The organism is Lysinibacillus sp. BPa_S21 (assembly GCF_023337795.1).
Taxonomy (GTDB): Bacteria; Bacillota; Bacilli; order Bacillales_A; family Planococcaceae; genus Lysinibacillus.
The window spans coordinates 139109-155849 of the sequence record NZ_JALIRS010000002.1; the positions used below are offsets into that span (position 1 = coordinate 139109).

16 protein-coding genes and 1 pseudogene are annotated in these 16741 nt (G+C 36.9%); 2 read left to right on the forward strand and 15 right to left on the reverse strand.

What is annotated here, in order from left to right; all coding sequences use genetic code 11:
• Nucleotides 1-18 precede the first annotated feature (18 nt).
• On the forward strand, nt 19-765 hold the full coding sequence (locus tag MOK21_RS03930; protein ID WP_249072673.1) for a GTP pyrophosphokinase: 747 nt from the start codon (nt 19-21) through the stop codon (nt 763-765).
• A 652-nt stretch (nt 766-1417) separates the two neighbouring features.
• Here MOK21_RS03930 and MOK21_RS03935 read toward each other — a convergent pair.
• The 6 genes from MOK21_RS03935 to cymR form a co-directional block, all read right to left on the reverse strand.
• Nucleotides 1418-1591 carry a hypothetical protein gene (locus MOK21_RS03935; RefSeq protein ID WP_169778100.1) on the reverse strand — a complete coding sequence of 58 codons (174 nt, stop codon included), beginning with the start codon at nt 1589-1591 and terminating at the stop codon, nt 1418-1420.
• 445 nt (nt 1592-2036) lie between these two features.
• Nucleotides 2037-2294 (reverse strand): translation initiation factor 2, encoded by a 258-nt coding sequence (locus MOK21_RS03940; RefSeq protein ID WP_249072674.1) that lies wholly within the window; start codon nt 2292-2294, stop codon nt 2037-2039.
• Nucleotides 2295-3122: 828 nt separating this feature from the next.
• A complete protein-coding gene (locus tag MOK21_RS03945; RefSeq protein WP_249072675.1) occupies nt 3123-3782 on the reverse strand; it encodes a tetratricopeptide repeat protein in 660 nt (219 codons plus the stop codon).
• A gap of 83 nt (nt 3783-3865) precedes the next feature.
• Nucleotides 3866-4990: a tRNA 2-thiouridine(34) synthase MnmA gene (gene mnmA, locus MOK21_RS03950; protein ID WP_249072676.1), complete on the reverse strand. Its 1125-nt coding sequence runs from the start codon at nt 4988-4990 to the stop codon at nt 3866-3868.
• 53 nt (nt 4991-5043) lie between these two features.
• Nucleotides 5044-6192 carry a cysteine desulfurase family protein gene (locus tag MOK21_RS03955; protein WP_249072677.1) on the reverse strand — a complete coding sequence of 383 codons (1149 nt, stop codon included), beginning with the start codon at nt 6190-6192 and terminating at the stop codon, nt 5044-5046.
• A 79-nt stretch (nt 6193-6271) separates the two neighbouring features.
• The gene (cymR, locus tag MOK21_RS03960) at nt 6272-6691 is read right to left on the reverse strand and encodes a cysteine metabolism transcriptional regulator CymR (protein ID WP_053484768.1); all 420 of its coding nucleotides are present in this window, start codon (nt 6689-6691) and stop codon (nt 6272-6274) included.
• A 209-nt stretch (nt 6692-6900) separates the two neighbouring features.
• Between cymR and MOK21_RS03965 the strand changes: the two genes are divergently transcribed.
• A complete protein-coding gene (locus MOK21_RS03965; RefSeq protein ID WP_249072678.1) occupies nt 6901-8190 on the forward strand; it encodes a replication-associated recombination protein A in 1290 nt (429 codons plus the stop codon).
• A 535-nt stretch (nt 8191-8725) separates the two neighbouring features.
• On the opposite strand, the gene MOK21_RS03970 is transcribed toward MOK21_RS03965, so the two are convergent.
• From MOK21_RS03970 to MOK21_RS04010, 9 genes and pseudogenes are all read right to left on the reverse strand, one after another.
• On the reverse strand, nt 8726-9442 hold the full coding sequence (locus MOK21_RS03970) for a hypothetical protein (protein ID WP_249072679.1): 717 nt from the start codon (nt 9440-9442) through the stop codon (nt 8726-8728).
• A 370-nt stretch (nt 9443-9812) separates the two neighbouring features.
• The gene (locus MOK21_RS03975; protein ID WP_249072680.1) at nt 9813-10331 is read right to left on the reverse strand and encodes a hypothetical protein; all 519 of its coding nucleotides are present in this window, start codon (nt 10329-10331) and stop codon (nt 9813-9815) included.
• 176 nt (nt 10332-10507) lie between these two features.
• Entirely contained in the window at nt 10508-10894 is a 387-nt protein-coding gene (locus MOK21_RS03980; RefSeq protein ID WP_249072681.1) for a hypothetical protein, read from the reverse strand.
• 279 nt (nt 10895-11173) lie between these two features.
• Nucleotides 11174-11935, reverse strand: a complete 762-nt coding sequence (locus MOK21_RS03985; RefSeq protein ID WP_249072682.1) for a tRNA threonylcarbamoyladenosine dehydratase — start codon at nt 11933-11935, stop codon at nt 11174-11176.
• A gap of 369 nt (nt 11936-12304) precedes the next feature.
• Nucleotides 12305-13234, reverse strand: a pseudogene (locus tag MOK21_RS03990) (N-acetylglucosamine kinase); the annotation flags it as partial.
• 253 nt (nt 13235-13487) lie between these two features.
• Nucleotides 13488-14570 (reverse strand): DUF871 domain-containing protein, encoded by a 1083-nt coding sequence (locus MOK21_RS03995; protein WP_249072684.1) that lies wholly within the window; start codon nt 14568-14570, stop codon nt 13488-13490.
• A 25-nt stretch (nt 14571-14595) separates the two neighbouring features.
• Nucleotides 14596-15924: a PTS sugar transporter subunit IIC gene (locus tag MOK21_RS04000; RefSeq protein WP_249072685.1), complete on the reverse strand. Its 1329-nt coding sequence runs from the start codon at nt 15922-15924 to the stop codon at nt 14596-14598.
• A gap of 46 nt (nt 15925-15970) precedes the next feature.
• Nucleotides 15971-16291, reverse strand: coding sequence for a PTS lactose/cellobiose transporter subunit IIA (locus tag MOK21_RS04005; RefSeq protein WP_249072686.1), 321 nt, complete (start codon nt 16289-16291; stop codon nt 15971-15973).
• Between the two features lie 12 nt (nt 16292-16303).
• Nucleotides 16304-16615 carry a PTS sugar transporter subunit IIB gene (locus MOK21_RS04010; RefSeq protein ID WP_249072687.1) on the reverse strand — a complete coding sequence of 104 codons (312 nt, stop codon included), beginning with the start codon at nt 16613-16615 and terminating at the stop codon, nt 16304-16306.
• Nucleotides 16616-16741 lie beyond the last annotated feature (126 nt).

Below are 16741 nucleotides of genomic sequence, written 5' to 3' on the forward strand. Positions count from 1 at the left end.
GAAAGGATTTTATAAAGGATGAAAAACGAACTTGAAGCAAACACTTTACAAAATCTACAAACAGATTTAACACGCTTCTTTTTAGTCTATAAATTTGCCTTGCAGGAAATTGAAACGAAAATAAATATTTTACAAGAAGAGTTTAAGCTAATTCATGAATATAACCCAATAGAACATTTATCAACTCGAATAAAGTCACCAAAAAGTATATTATTGAAGGTCAAGAAAAAGAACCTTGAGCCATCGATTGAATCCATTCGTGAAAACATCCGTGATATTGCAGGTGTTCGAATTACATGCTCCTTTGTAGAAGATATATATAAAGTAAGTGCAATGTTGCAGGCACAAAATGACATTGAGGTTGTAGAGATAAAGGATTATATCGCAAACCCAAAGAGAAATGGTTATCAAAGCTTGCATCTTATTATAAAAATTCCCATTTTTATGTCTGATCGTATGGAGAAAGTGTATGCCGAAATTCAAATTCGTACAATTGCGATGGACTTCTGGGCTAGCCTTGAGCATAAAATCTATTACAAATACAACAAGGAAGTGCCTGAACATATCCGTTCTGATTTGAAGGAGGCTGCCACTCAAGTAGCTGAGCTGGATCGAAAAATGGAGCGACTGAATAAAGAAATCAATATTTTAAAAGCGAACGAAGCAGAATCATCACTGTTAGATGCTCCAATTGCAAAGTTAGCACAATATATCTATCAACTACCATTCGATTATCCTTCAGAGGCTGTGGATGATGAAGACTAAAATTAAAGGATGCTGAACTAGTTTCGGCATCCTTTCAAATTGTTACAAGGAATTAATGTGTATCAATATACAAAGGTTGATTTTCACTCCGAGTTGGCGCTTTCCGCGGGCTTGGCTTCAATCTCATCCCGCAGGAGTCGCCTGTAGCTTTGGAATAAAGATTGGTTAAAAAATATCCCTCAATCCTTATCTAATAGCAACTTCAAAAACTCCATTTTAAAAAAAGATTGATCAAAATGGAGTTACTCTTTTTAGATAAGTATGAGATTTTTGTAAAAAAGTTTTTTATCATTTTCCAGCTATGTTGTTCAACAATTGCGCCCGATTGTTGAATATCGGTTTTCAATTAAAGGCCCTGTACTTGAAGTATAGAGATAATACACTCTACATAATCTTGAAAAATACTATCGTAGCCCTGTTTATATATTTGCATAAAAAGCTGTATAAACAATATTTAAAGGAAAATCCAAGAAATGTTGGTTTAACAGTATTTCTTGGATTTCGGTCTCTCTCCAAACTTTCATTTGGGAACGTTTATTATGATTGTTTTGTATAGCTTATAAGTCCTTGTTGCACTAAAACGCCCGATTGCTTAAGAGAGTATTGGTACAAATAGAACGTCAAGAAAAATGTCTGCCGATATTAATGTGTATTAATGACCCATATTATCGTTATTACCACTAAGTGGTTCTACTACTTCTCCATCTTTATCTATTACAATACTGTCGGTTTCCTTATTAGCCTCGGTCAAAGACCCATAATAAGTAAAAACACCAAAAGTAATGATAGCTATCGTTGTTAATACTATAGAAATTCTCTTTTTCATAAAGTAGTCATCTCCCTACATATAAATTTATTTTGTTCTAATTTTAATATACACTTTTTTCCAATCTAATCCAATTAAAGCACAGCCCTTATTCAATAACTACACCCGTTAGTGGAAGTATAACCTTCCCAAAGCGTCGTTCGGGGACATTTCATAAAAGAATGTTATTCAATAATATGGCCCGTTTGTTGAACAAAAAAATCCTGCATATCAAAACAGGATTTTTAATCAAACTTTATTATAAATGATCAATTTTTGTTTTAAACGATTAATCTTTTTTATAAAACTACACCTTTAGACAAATCATTAAAGATTGCTTATCTAACAACTACTTTTAGTGTCCGGAAAGTTCTTGTTCTACACAGGGACATAATGCATACACAGTTAGTCATTCCGACTTTTTATATTTAAAATTCAGTATAGTGTATATACAGAGATATAGCAGCTAATCTTCTTGCTTTTTATACCAAGAAAATAGCATTGCAAGTAAACCTACTCCAAATAAAATATTCCCTAAAGATAGAAAGCTTGATGAATATGAATACTTTTGAAATTCATAGACATTAGTATCGGCAGTTCCGCCTACCATATTAAGCCAGATGTTCGCTAATAGATTGCCAATCCAGCCTTTGCCTATGATAAGTAAAAAACCTAAAATAATTAATAATGTACTTATTTTAAATAATCTCTCATTTTTATCCATATTACACCTCCTTATAATTACAATTTATCCAATTATATCATTTGATAAATGATACTTCAGAATTTTTTGTGTGATGAGAAAAATAAAATGCATAAAACTAAAAAATAAAAGCGCCCAAAGCGTCGTTTGATAACATATCTTATTGTTTTCAATAATCTGGCCTGTTTGTTGAACAAAAAAAATCCTGCTATCAACACAGGATTTTTAATCAAACATTATTATAAATGATCAATCTTGTTTATAATACTACATCGCCACTCTACGTGAATAATCAACAATTCCTCAGCATTAGTATGCATAGACAAGCTGAACACAATAGTATTATTGCTTTTCACGACATCCTATGCAAGAAAATACACGCTAAATAAAGTGGGTGATTGGAGTGGAGGCTGATTGACTCCTTAGGGATTAGCGTCACAGATGTAACCATCCCACATAGGATCTTTACAATCTGAACAAGAGCGAGGACCATGTTCCTTCCCTTCTACATCAAACCAACGAACAATAACTTACTCAGCTCCATCTATTTGGTCGCTAGGAATGGTACCCCAAAAATAGCAAAGAGCGTTGTTTGTGCGCTGTTTAATAGAGCGAGCAACGCGAGTGAAGCGGCTCAAAGGACGCCCCAGGAGGAAGCTCTGCTCTGTGCGAAAGCGAAGCGACAGCAACAACAACAACAACAACTACAAATCGCTCAGCTGGAGCGGAAATCACCTCCTTGCTTTGTCGAAAAGCTTTAATTTGAGACCCTAAGTTAATTGTTTAGCAACACAAAAGGATGCCAACGTAATTTTGGCATCCTTTTGTGTTTTGTAAGCTTTTAATTTTTTAGTTAAACCGTTGTGCAATCATATCATAAAGATAACGTGCTTGGTCGTATTCTGGCTGCAATGTAAAGGCTTGTTTCAGGTGGTACATAGCATCTTCAGTTTGCTCTGTTGATACCGCATATAGTACACCTAAATTATAATGTGCATCTGCGTTATTCCAATCCAGTTCGATCAAATAATCTAATTCTTTTTTACCTTCTTCGAACATTTCTAACGCACATAACACGATTGCATATGCTAGACGAATTTGTGTGTCTTCTGGTGCAAGCTCTGAAGCACGTTGTAAATATGGTAGTGCCAGCTTCGGATTTTCCAATCGTTCAAAGCATTTGCCCATCATATAATAAACATCTGCGCCTTCAATTTTATGCTTGAGCGCTTGTTCGTAAAGCTTTACCGCTTCCGCATATCGTTCAGCATTATAATATAAGTTTGCTAAACCGTAATAAGCAGTAGCTGCCGTTTCATCAACAGTAATTGCTTTTTGAAAAAAACGCTCTGCACGTTCTGTATCCTCTAAAACCGCTAAGAGATTTCCGAAATTCACATAACCAATTGGATTTTCAGGATCTGCTTCAATTGCTTGTGTAAAAAGTTGTGCAGCATCCTCGTAGCGCTTTTCTTGAAACGCTTGAATGCCCTGCTCATTAAAATTCATTGTTTTGTTCACCTCTATGTAGCGAAAAACTGCCTAAACTCTATACAATTCAATAAAGGTAGTATAAGCAGTCTTTTCGCAAATTAACCTACATATGTTAGTTTTTCATTATTTTTAAAGACTTCGTCAATTGTACCGCCACCTAAACATTCCTCACCGTTGTATAGTACAACAGCCTGTCCAGGTGTAATCGCACGTACTGGCTCAGCAAACGTAATATGTGTACGTCCATCCTCTAAAATTTCCACCTCTACTGGTGTATCTGTTTGACGATAACGGAATTTTGCTGTGCATGAAAATTTCCCGGGCAATTTTTTTGTCGAAGTGTAGTTCATTTTTACGGCAGTTAGTGAAGTAGAATATAGCGAATCATTGTTGAAACCTTGTCCAACTAGTAGCACATTGCGTTCCAAATCTTTTCCTAAAACGAACCAAGGCTCACCGTCACCACCAATTCCAAGACCATGACGTTGACCGAGTGTATAGTACATTAATCCGTCATGCTGGCCCATTTCGACACCTTCCATTGTCTCCATTTTACCAGGTTGAGCTGGTAAAAATTGACTTAAGAATTCTTTGAAATTACGCTCTCCAATAAAGCAAATTCCCGTTGAATCTTTTTTCTTCGCTGTAGCTAACCCAGCTTCCTCCGCAATTTTACGGACTTCTTTTTTCTCAATATGTCCAATTGGAAACATTACATGCGACAATTGTTCCTGCGATAATTGGTTTAAGAAATACGTTTGATCTTTATTATTGTCAATACCTCGAAGCATTTTAACTTCGCCATCGCCACTACGATCAATTTGAGCATAGTGACCAGTAGCTAAATAATCAGCTCCAAGATCCATCGCATGCTCTAAAAACGCTTTAAATTTAATTTCCTTATTACACATAACATCAGGATTTGGCGTGCGTCCTGCTTTATATTCTTCTAAAAAGTATGTGAAAACCTTATCCCAATATTGCTTTTCAAAATTCACTGCATAGTAAGGAATGCCGATTTGATTACATACTTTAATAACATCATCATAGTCTTCTGTAGCTGTACAAACGCCATTTTCGTCTGTATCATCCCAGTTTTTCATAAATATCCCGATTACTTCATATCCTTGTTGTTTTAGTAAATATGCAGCAACCGAAGAATCTACCCCACCCGACATGCCGACAACAACACGAATTTGTGAGGGGTCACGCGTTTCTTTCATTTTGGTCACCTTTTCTTTTATTAAAATTCCATTAAATGTTAATTTTTAACAAACTATTTTTTCGCTAATCTTTTCACAATCGCTGCTGTTTTTTCAGCCGCCTGTTGTATATCAGCCTCTGTTAATCCTTGACCGAAGCTAAAGCGAATCGAGTTACGTAATTCCTCAGCCCCTTGTCCAAACATCGCAACTAAAACATGTGATGGATCAATCGAACCAGCTGTACACGCAGAACCGCTCGATACGCAAATACCTGCCATATCAAGATTGACTAGGAATGACTCTACTTCCATACCAGAAAAACTTACATTTAAAACGTGTGGGAGTGTATTTTCTAAATCCCCATTCATATGAAATGCTAATTTTTCTTTCATGAAAACATCCAGCATAATTTGCTTAAAGCGATTGTATAGCGCTCGCTTCTCTTCTCGCAACTCATTTGCAATTTGCACTGCAGTCGCAAAGCCAATCACTGCGGGCACATTTTCAGTACCTGCTCGACGTTTTTTCTCGTGTGCTCCCCCTAATGCATAACTAATGAATGGTGTCCCAGCTTTTTGATATAGGAAACCAATTCCCTTTGGACCATTAATTTTATGAGCGGAAACACTTAGTAAGTCAACGTGTAAATCTTTCACATTAATTGACTCTAAACCATATGCCTGTACAGCATCTGTGTGGAAAATAGCCTTATGTTCACGTAACAAGTTACCAATTTCAGCAATCGGTTGAATTGTACCAACTTCATTATTACCGTACATAATCGTTACTAAAATTGTATCTTCACGTAATGCATTTCGTACGTCTTCTACAGAAACACGTCCGTTTTCATCAACCGGCAAATATGTTACGTCAAAGCCATCTCTCTCTAGCTTTTCACAAGTATGTAACACGGCGTGATGTTCAATTTGTGTAGTAATGATGTGCTTCCCTTCAGCCGTACGTGCATACACAGTGCCAAAAATAGCTGTATTATCTGCCTCTGTACCGCCACTTGTAATAATAATTTCCCCAGGTTGAGCACCAATTGATTGAGCTAGTATTTCCCGTGCATCATCTAAATATTTGCGCGCCTCTCGACCTATCCCATGAATACTTGATGCATTTCCATAAACCTGTTGCATTGCTGTAGTCATTGAGTCTATTACTTTGTCATTCATTGGTGAAGACGCTGCATGATCGAGATAAATATATGAATTCATGTTGAAAACTCCTTTGTACTTAAAACACTAAAGATACATCTCCCTGCCTCAAAGTGGAGAGATGTACTTTAGCCAAATTTTAAATATAGAACATATAGCCTTCCGCTACATTTTCCTCAGTATATTGTGCTAAATCCTCAATTGTCGTTGTATCTAATACATTTTTCACAGCATCACGAATGCGAAGCCATAACTCTCGCTGAGGTGCTTCTTCATTTTCAATACCTTCTACTGGTTGAATTGGTCCCTCTAACACACTAATAACATTAGCCGCTGAAATTTCACTTGGTGGATTTGCTAGCATATACCCACCATATGCACCCCGTACACTTTTCACTAAGCCTGAATTACGTAATGGTGAAACTAATTGTTCTAAGTATGCCTCAGAAAGTTCCTTTTCTGCAGCAATTTTACGTAATGGAATAGGTCCTTCTCCATAATGCTTTGCTAATTCAATCATAATCGTTAGTCCATAACGGCCCTTTGTAGAAATTTTCATTTTATCACCCTCAAATAGTCTAGTCAAAAATACTACAAACAGTATATCATAATCTCCTCTCGTATAACTCGGAAATACTCTCAGGAGGTTATGATATACTATTAATTGCGCCTTTATTTAGTTAGGCAAAATACTATGTAACGCTTCATTATAAGCACAAAAAAACATTTATCAATCAAAAAGAAAACCGTTTACAGGGGGAATTTTTAATGCATAATGAACCACTCGCTTATCGCATGCGTCCTTTAACCCTTGATGAGATTGTCGGGCACCAAGATTTTATTGGTCCTAACACTGCTCTTTATAAAATGATTCAAAATGAGCATGTTCCATCCATGTTGCTTTACGGTGAGCCAGGTATTGGCAAAACATCAATAGCGAATGCCATAGCAGGAAGCTCAAAGCTCCCCTTTTTCGCACTTAACGCTACTCGTGCTGGGAAGAAGGATGTCGAGGATATTGTACAGGAAGCTAGAATCTCAGGAAAAGTCATTCTTTTTTTGGATGAGATTCATCGTTTTAATAAATTGCAGCAGGATGCTTTGCTACCACATGTTGAAAACGGCTCAATCGTGTTAGTAGGGGCTACAACGGAAAATCCGTACCATGATGTAAATCCCGCCATCCGCTCACGTTGCGGAGAAATATATCAACTAAAACGTTTAACGAAAGAAAATATAATCGAGCTGATAAAAAAAGCACTTTTAGATGAAAAGCGCGGGCTAGGTAAATATCAGTTTGTCTTAACAGATGACCAAATGGAGCAAATTGCTGAAGCAGCTAATGGTGACGCTCGAAAGGCATTAACTTTGCTTGAATCCATTTATTATGCAAGTGATGAAGTGGATGGTCAAACAATCGCTGCGGATCATATTATTGAGCATCTTGTCGGCAGAATTGGGGTTTATGGTGATAAAAAAGGGTCCCATTTCTATAATTTGCTTTCTGCATTACAAAAATCAGTTCGCGGAAGTGATACGAATGCAGCATTGTATTATTTAGCTCATTTATTGGAGACAGGTGATTTAGTAGCTGTTAGTCGCCGTTTACTTGTTATGGCTTATGAGGATATAGGCCTTGCCAATCCTGATGTAGGACCGCACATGCTTGCGGCTGTACAAGCTGCAGAGCGTTTAGGGCTACCCGAGGCGCGTATACCGCTTGCAAGTGCTGTGATTGAAATGTGCCTTGCATCCAAATCTAATTCTGCAATTGTTGCTATTGATGCCGCCATTGCCAACATTCATGCAGGAAAGACAGGCGATATTCCTCATCATCTACGCGATGCTCACTATGAAGGAGCAAAAGATTTAGGTCATGTAGGCTATCAATATCCCCACAATAGCCCTATCGGAACATTCGGTGGCTGGGTAGACCAGCAGTATTTACCAGATGAGCTTGCGGGTACAGAGTTTTATAAACCTGTTATTGCAGGTGAAGAAAAACGAATGGCAGGAATCTATGAAAAGCTTAAATCTTTTCATAAGGACGAAAAGTAATGACGTTTCTTGAAACAAAAAACAATAACGTTTTTTCACGGAAATAGTGCACGTCAATTTTATCTTTTTCAGTAAATCTTTTGTAGCGCAAGCGCAGCGGCAACTACAGATGTTTTATGTAGTGATGAATGCAGGTTTGAGTTACTTTTTCAGTGGGTGCCCAAACACCTGCTGAAAAAGAGGAACTCAGTTTAAGAACGCCCACTTCCTGTGGCCATTCATCACTGCGAAAGTGCTGCAACAGATAGAACAACAAATCACACAGTAACCAACTTCACATTAGCCCAATGCCTCCCTGCGAATATCAATAGAACTTCCTATTGAATAGTAGCCTAAATACCGCATCCATGCGATAACGGCTAACTGACCTGTATTGGTAAAAACGCCACGTCCTGTGGCTTTACCGAAATGTCCGACATCGTATTAGCCCTAATGTAGAACTAAGCACAAAGTCGATTCTGGACGCATTGTTTAGCTGTAGCGAAAATAAGGCTCTTCTTTAATTTCCCTAAAAACAAGACAGTCTGTGAAGCATTCATCCTGTAAAGCTTGCCTTATTTGTTGTGTAGCGTTTATTGTAAAATCGATTCAATGTACCTTCTACATTTCTCATCGATGGTAATCTTGTCGTTTCTATTCCCTCTTTTTCTTTTTCAATATCATGTAAATAATGAAGAAAATTGTAGGTTTGATAGAGTAGACTAGCAAATTCCTGGGAGTTCTCCCTTACTTCAGAGCGAATCGCTTTTACAGCAATGGCTTGACCAATTGATTGCTCCCGTGATGGAGCGGTTTGATCATCTCCATTATCTTCTGTAGTTCTATATAATAATTTTAATGCCTCATAAACTTCTTTATTTTCACTAAACCTTTCTTTTATCCACTGTAAGACAAATTGCAATAGGACAATGGCATAAATAAGTGCCAGACATTCATCTCCAAAGGATTTTTTCGACAAACGTTTAAAGTAATCGGCTTGTGTCACCAGTTCGAATATGATTAAACGAATTGGATACTGGAGCGCATGTTCACTGTTGATATATAATTTTTCTCGATCTTTATACATTGCCAACCAAAAATCCTTCACTAATGAGATAGATTTTTTGGTCGAAAGAGCTAATTGACATTGGACTAGCTCATGTTGAAGTATTGGTTGTATAAGCTGTCGAAATAGAAGTTCCTCATCCTCACTTACTAATAAGAGTGGTTTTTCTAATTTCGACAAATCGATTTCGATACCGTTTATTAACATGGAACGAACGGCCCCCTTCCTTAAATTCTTACATCCTGGAACAATCCTCAATCATCATAAGGATTGATACTCCATTCGTTATAAGTTTTAAAAAATGCAAAATAGATTTTGCAATTTTTAACTATATTTCGACAAAAATCTATAAATACCTTTTAAGAAAAAAGTCCTTTTTTTATTTTTTCACAACAAAACTTTAACACTACTATAATGATCTTTTTCAATAATTTATCATAAAAAAATCTGCAAAACTTTAAGAACTGGAAACCCCATCCCCCCTTACAATACAGAGTGCTGTAAGGATTGCTGGATCAACCGCAAAAAGTAAGCAGATTCTAAATCTGGTATTCTATTTTAAGAAAATGCGCCTAAATTAGTTCGTACGTTCATTCTCAACAAATACTTTAAATTGTTGTAAGCATTGTTTGACTGCACCTTTTTGTTCAAGTACTGCAGTTCGTAATGATGCTATTTTTTCTTCATCCCCTACGACTTCACGATAAAGTGCAAAAATTGATGATAATAATTGTTCATTCTCTTCCTGCTCTATGTTAGGTAAAGAATAGGCAGCAACCGTTAATAATCGTTCAACTTTTTCAGGAGTTTTTTGTAACTCATTCGATGAATAATAAGTAGATGCCGCTAAAAAGTAGCAAAGCTTTGCACAACAATCTATAAATAAATGCCAATATGTATTAGCACTTGGTAATTCTCCCGCTCTATTGTCTAAATACTCTTTATAAAATACTGTAGCTTGTGTATATAAAGGATTTAGTTCTCTCATAGCCTTAGGATAATTATTAGATGTATCCAAATAATCAAATACAATATCATCCATTTTCTTTTGAAGTTTTACAATGTCTAAATGATCACGAATTACTTGAATTTCCATTTTCTCACTCTCCCATGTTGTCAGTTCTGCACTTCTAAACAAACTTTCTTATTATCTATTGGAATTATTAAAAGTATAGCAATAAACCAAATAGAGAAGTGGTCACATGAAAAAAATAAGACAATTTAGTGAATTAATAGCATTTTGAGCACTTAATGCGAACAATTTTGGTAAAATTATATTCTTTGTACATATTCACCAAATAATGATTGCTCATTTGTTCGTTCAACAATTTCTATAATACTTCCTTGTGCATATTTTTTTATTCTTTTTTGTGGTATATAAAAATAGGCTGTATTTGTAATTAACCACTCACTAAGCGTTTGTTCACTACCTGGCTGTTGATTTGTCAATATACGTTTATGTCGAAGTATATCTGCCATTTTGTAAAAACCATCCGATAGCTCATAGGCTGAAACATCAAAATTAAAAATAGGGCTAACAACTTGTCCAACATCAAAAATGTGAATTGTTTGCCCTTCTTCATCAATAGCTAATTCTACTGTGCTAATTTCATCGAATAGATTTAAGCCCCTATATTCCATTTGAAAGATTTGCTCCAAAATAATTTGCCTCCTTTTATAGGTTCTACAACAAATGTTAGGCATGCGATAACGTTTAGGCGTCAATTTCTGTAAAGATACCCATAAATATCGTAGACTCTTTTTAACAACGTTCCTATTGTAACATAGTAAAAGTAGCTGCCTTAAATCAGACAGCTACTTCCATAAAATAGCTCACCATTGTAACTGAGGTGATTTTCGTTACGCTTTTTTGCGAAATTATTTGAGTTTATCGATAGATATTGTTTAAAAGCCCAACTTTATCCGCAAAACATTGTTTTATCCTTGTACACGTGTAATTTTTACGTCTTTTAAGATTGTATTCACTACCCAGCTGGCTGCGATTAGGCCTGCTACTGAAGGAACAAAGGCATTAGAAGATGGAGGCATTTTTGCTTTACGGATCGCTGCATCCGGTTTTCCGACATGCTCCACGACATCTGGGCGAACAACAATAGGACTCTCATCTGAGAACACAACTGTTACGCCTTTATGAATACCCTCCTTCCGCAATTTTGTACGGATTACTTTAGCCAATGGGTCTGTATGTGTTTTAGAAATATCCGCAATTTGGAAACGAGTTGGGTCCATTTTATTGGCTGCACCCATACTAGATATAATTGGAATATTGCGCTTTAGACATTCCTTCGCAATATGAATTTTATACATCACGGTATCACTAGCATCAATGACATAATCTATGCCCTGTGCGAAAAATTCCTCATATGTTTCCTCCGTGTAAAACATATGCATATCGATTACTTCACACGCTGGATTAATATCAGCAATACGCTCTTTCATGACACCTGACTTAGATTTTCCGACAGTTGATAAATAGGCAACTAATTGACGATTAACATTCGTAATATCTACATTATCCTTATCTACCAAAATAATACGCCCAATACCACTTCGTGCACATGCCTCGGCTGCAAATGAACCTACGCCGCCTACACCAAGAATGGCAACCGTTGTATTTTTTAATTTTTCGAGTCCCTCAGTTCCTATTGCGAGCTCGTTACGTGAAAATTGATGTAACATCCTTACACTCTCCGTCTATTGAATTTTTATCATGCTTAACAGGCAGTAATAATCTCATCATTTCTATTCGTTGAAAGAACACTGCCTGTAAAAGCCTAATTGGTGAAAACTTATAATCAGAGGGTTGCTTAAGACGCCACTCTGATTACTTTATTAGTAAACCTAGTTAAATACTAAGATAAAATCAAACCTATCTTACATTTTATCACGACATTCAGCAAGTGAAAATGATAACTAAAAAAATTAAGGTTTCCCAATCAAAATACTTTTATGTATGTAAAGGTTAAAAAATTAATATAAGTTTTTATTTGAGAATTTAGATGGCAATTGAATAAAGCGTCATTCAATTGCCTTTGTCCTCTACTTTTATTACTGTTCATAATTTTGGGAGAAGGATTCCGCAAAATCTGAGCCAAGCTGGACGTTTACTTGCTTCAAAGCCGCAATGACTGCCCCACCGATCGGTTTTAAGACCGGTGCCATAAATTGCAATGGAATCTCATCAGCTTGTACGTATTGCTGTAATTTCGGTAAAAAATATGCTTCCCTATTAAATACGCCGCCCATTAATACAACAGGTACGTCTCCTTCCTCCCAAGTCATATTCAAATAGCATGCTTTAATCGCTGCATAATATTTCTTACATGCATTTTCAATGATCTGGAGAGCAATCCGATCACCTTCTGCTGCCACGTCAAAAACAAATTTACTTAACGGAGCAATCACTGTCCGAGGATGCTCCTCTCCATATATACACGCTATTAATTGTGGTACATTTTCCACAGAGAAATAACGTAGTACAACATCTGACAAAGCTGTTGGGTCTCCTCGTCCATCATAGCTTTGAAAAATAGCCCTTAACACTTGAACACCTAAATCATAGCCACTGCCCTCATCATCGAAAAGATAGCCCCAGCCCCCTACTCTATGAAAATGTTGCTCACGATCGTAGCCCATTGTGATAGCGCCTGTCCCTGCGATTTGCACAATACCCGCCTGCCCAAGTGTGCCTGCATACAGTGCTATTAAAGCATCATTATCAACATAAATTTTGGCTGTTTTAGGGACGTATTGACGTACGATTGTTTCTACAACTTCTTCCGCCTGTAGCTCCTTAACCCCAGCCATGCCAGCAAAACAACTATCTATTGCTGCAAATACTTGGGGATTTTGTTGATGCAAATTTTGTAGTATATCATGAATCGTTGACTTAAAATATTGAACATCCATTGCTGTTGGGTTGCTCCGAGTCGTTACTACTTTGGCATAAACATTGCCCAGCTCATCACAAATCACTGCTGACGTTTTCGTTCAACCACCGTCAATCGCTAATACATACATATCTTTGCTCCTTTCCTCTCAGTCAATTTCGCCCTGGCTTAGAAAACATGGCAAAACCAAAATAAAAAAGGATCACTACCAAAACGTGTGGTTGATTTCCGTTCCAACTGGGCGCTTTTTCACTGTCGCTTCTCATCCACAGCTTTTGGTGATGAACCATAAAAAAGGGATTAAGCACTTTCAACTAATGGCTTAACCCCTTCTTTTGTCATCATTTTGTGAAGCCAAATGATGCCCAAGGCTGAATATGTGCTAATAAAAATTGCTCTTCTTTTACAACTCTTGCAATAACATTTGTGGATCCGGCATTCGGCATTTCCTTTAAAACTATTTGGAGCTCACCCTTATAACGTACATCTAAATTATTATCGATTGTCACATCCCCCAATTGTAATGGGTGGCTATCGTGTACAGGGAAGTCGCCATTTTTATATTTAACACGCGATTGCGTACTACGGATTACATAATCCGAAACATCGCCACGATTAAAATGCGGCTCCTTAAAAAGAATAGTTTCTTCCAAAATAGACGTTTCATCAGACTGCTCAACCTTCAGCTCTAGCTTATGGCGATTTAATTGGCCTAATGCACGTATTTCTTCCTCTGAAGCATACATATTGCCGATAATACAATCATCTATTAAACCAGTGTGCCATAAATCCTTCGCTTGCACAGTAATTGGCAGATGACGATGCTCTTCTAATGTAGGCAATCCATGCTCGGTTTCTTCCCAGGGCCCGAACAAAGCATGCTGTGATGAAATCATGGCTGCTGTTCGAATATGGTTAGCTTTAAATTGTTGAGATGTTTGTAAAAAATGTTGACGTGATAGACCCGTGAAACGTCTCGGATAAAAATTATGACAGCCAACAATATTATCTTTATTCGCTTGATAGGATAATATATTTTCTACATATTTAGTACCGTTACTAATATTTAATTCTATTTTTAAATTGCTTGCATCAAGAGACATAAACGCTTCTTCCTGGCCAGAAAAACCCATATCTAAGCGCAAGGCTGCTAAATGATAATGCTCCTTAAAATAAATAATATCTTTATACGTTAAATCTAAATCCTCAAAAACAGCCGGTGCAATATCAGCTGAAATTTCAAAGCCAAGCTGCTGCGCAAATTTATTAATTTGCTGTAATTTTTGTCGTTCCTGATCATTATTTAACGACATAAGACATGTAAATATTCGATCAAAACCATTGTCATGAGCGAGCTGAACATATCGCTTCATATCTTCTAGTGTACTATGCTGAGGATATAGTGAAATCCCTAATCTTCTCAATTCAAATACCTCCGTTAGCTCACAATTACACTTCTACTTTTTGATTTTCTAATTTTGTAACGTTCTGTTCGTTTTGAGCCTCTGATTCAGCTGCTCGCTGTTCATTCTGTTTTGCAATACGATTTGCCATCGAAATAAACGGTAAATAAATACACACTGCGACGATCAATAAAACAAGACTTAGTACAGCGCCTTGCCAAGATTGGGTCGCTAAAAATCCATTAATAATCGGTGGCGTTGTCCATGGTGGTGAAACGGTAGCTGCTGGCACAAAGCCCCACTTTGTTGCAAAGAAAGCAATTGTTACGTTAATCATTGGTGTCAAAATAAACGGTACAAATAACACTGGGTTTAACACAATTGGAAGACCGAAAAGTAATGGTTCATTAATATTGAAAAGACCTGGTGCAGCCGACAGTTTTCCAACGGTATTATATTGTTTATTTTTTCTAGCGATAATGAAAATAGCTATAATAAGTGCTATTGTCGTACCAGAGCCACCCATATTGATGAAGGCATCAAAGAATGGCTTATTGACGATGTATGGCGCTACTCCCCCAGATGAAATTGCCTCTACATTCTTTTCTATAGCTGGTAAATTTATCGTTTGCATAAATGGTTCGATTATATTAGCACCGTGAACACCCAATGTCCATAAAAACGTAGGAATGAATGCTAAAATTAAAGCCGCAACCCATGTATTCGTTAAGCCCATAAACGGCTCTTGAATCGCTGAGTAGAATGAACCGACAATATCAGGAATATCAAAGCCTGCCGAAATAATCGTACGAACTAGAGCGAATAAACCAATTGTAATAATAGCAGGTAATAATGCAGCGAATGATTTTGAAACAGCTGGCGGTACACCATTCGGCATTTTTATGAGTAGCTTAGGATTGCCAGACAATCTACAAAATACTTCAGTTGACAGCAATGCAACAATAATGGCTATAAACAAACCACCTGTACCGGTTGTTAAGCCTGATAATCCACCTTCACCAAGGGTACCAAATGTCATATAACTGGAAAGGCTGATGACACCGGCTGAAAGTCCATCCTTTTCATAGCTTTTTGCAAGATTATAAGCAATTGTAAAAGCAAGTAATAGCGAGAGAATTCCAAATGTCGAGTTCCAAATATTCCCGCCCCACTGTGTCCAAGTTTCATGCTTCCAGATAGAATCAAGTGCATTTTGATAAAATTTGATAGGCAAATTATTAACAAGCACTGCAAGTGATCCAACAATTGTCAATGGCATGATCGTAATAAAGCCATCGCGAATGGCAACTAAATGACGCTGATTCCCTACTCTAGCTGCAACCGGCACAAATTTTTCTTCTAAAAAACGGAACATTTTCACACACTCCCTTTGCTTTTTATTGTGACATCAAGACTTGATGCTACTCCCCTTTGATTCGTTCATATAACTCAATCATTTCAGTTGCTAAATCACGAAACGTAATGGCATTCATTAAATGATCCTGTGCGTGAATTAATAGCATTGACACTTCTACTTTTTCTCCCCTTGCCTCTTGTGACAGTAGAGCCGTTTGAGAATGATGTGCTTCAATTAATGCATCATTGGCTAACTGTATTTTTTCCTTCGCCTCCTGAATCTGCCCTTTTTTGGCTAGCTGAATCGCCTCCATACACTCACTTTTCGTATTACCACTATGCACAATCAGTCCCATAATGGATTCCATTAAAACTGTTTCTTCCATTGTCTCTCCCCCTTAACCAATCAACGTTAACGCTTGCTTTAAAACATTTTCGCCATTCATCATGCCGTAATCCGCCATGTTAATGACATCAATCGGAAAATTCATTGCCTTGTATTTTTTTTCAAAAGTTCCTTTTAAGTAACGGACTTGTGGACCGAGTAACAGCACATCCGCCTTTTTAGTGGCTAATACTTTGTCAACCTCACCTTCAGCAATCGCATAAATATCTGCCTCAATGTTTTGTTCTTGTGCGGCTTTTTGCATCTTTGACACTAGTAAACTAGTACTCATTCCCGCTACACACACTAGCATAATGTTTTTCATAAAAACACTCCTTCTCTGATTATGTTCGTCTTTCTAACTAACTTTATTTTTATGATTTTTTAACTATGAAATCGCTTTCTTAACTTGAGAATAGCATCTATTGGTATATACCACAATATACTTTTT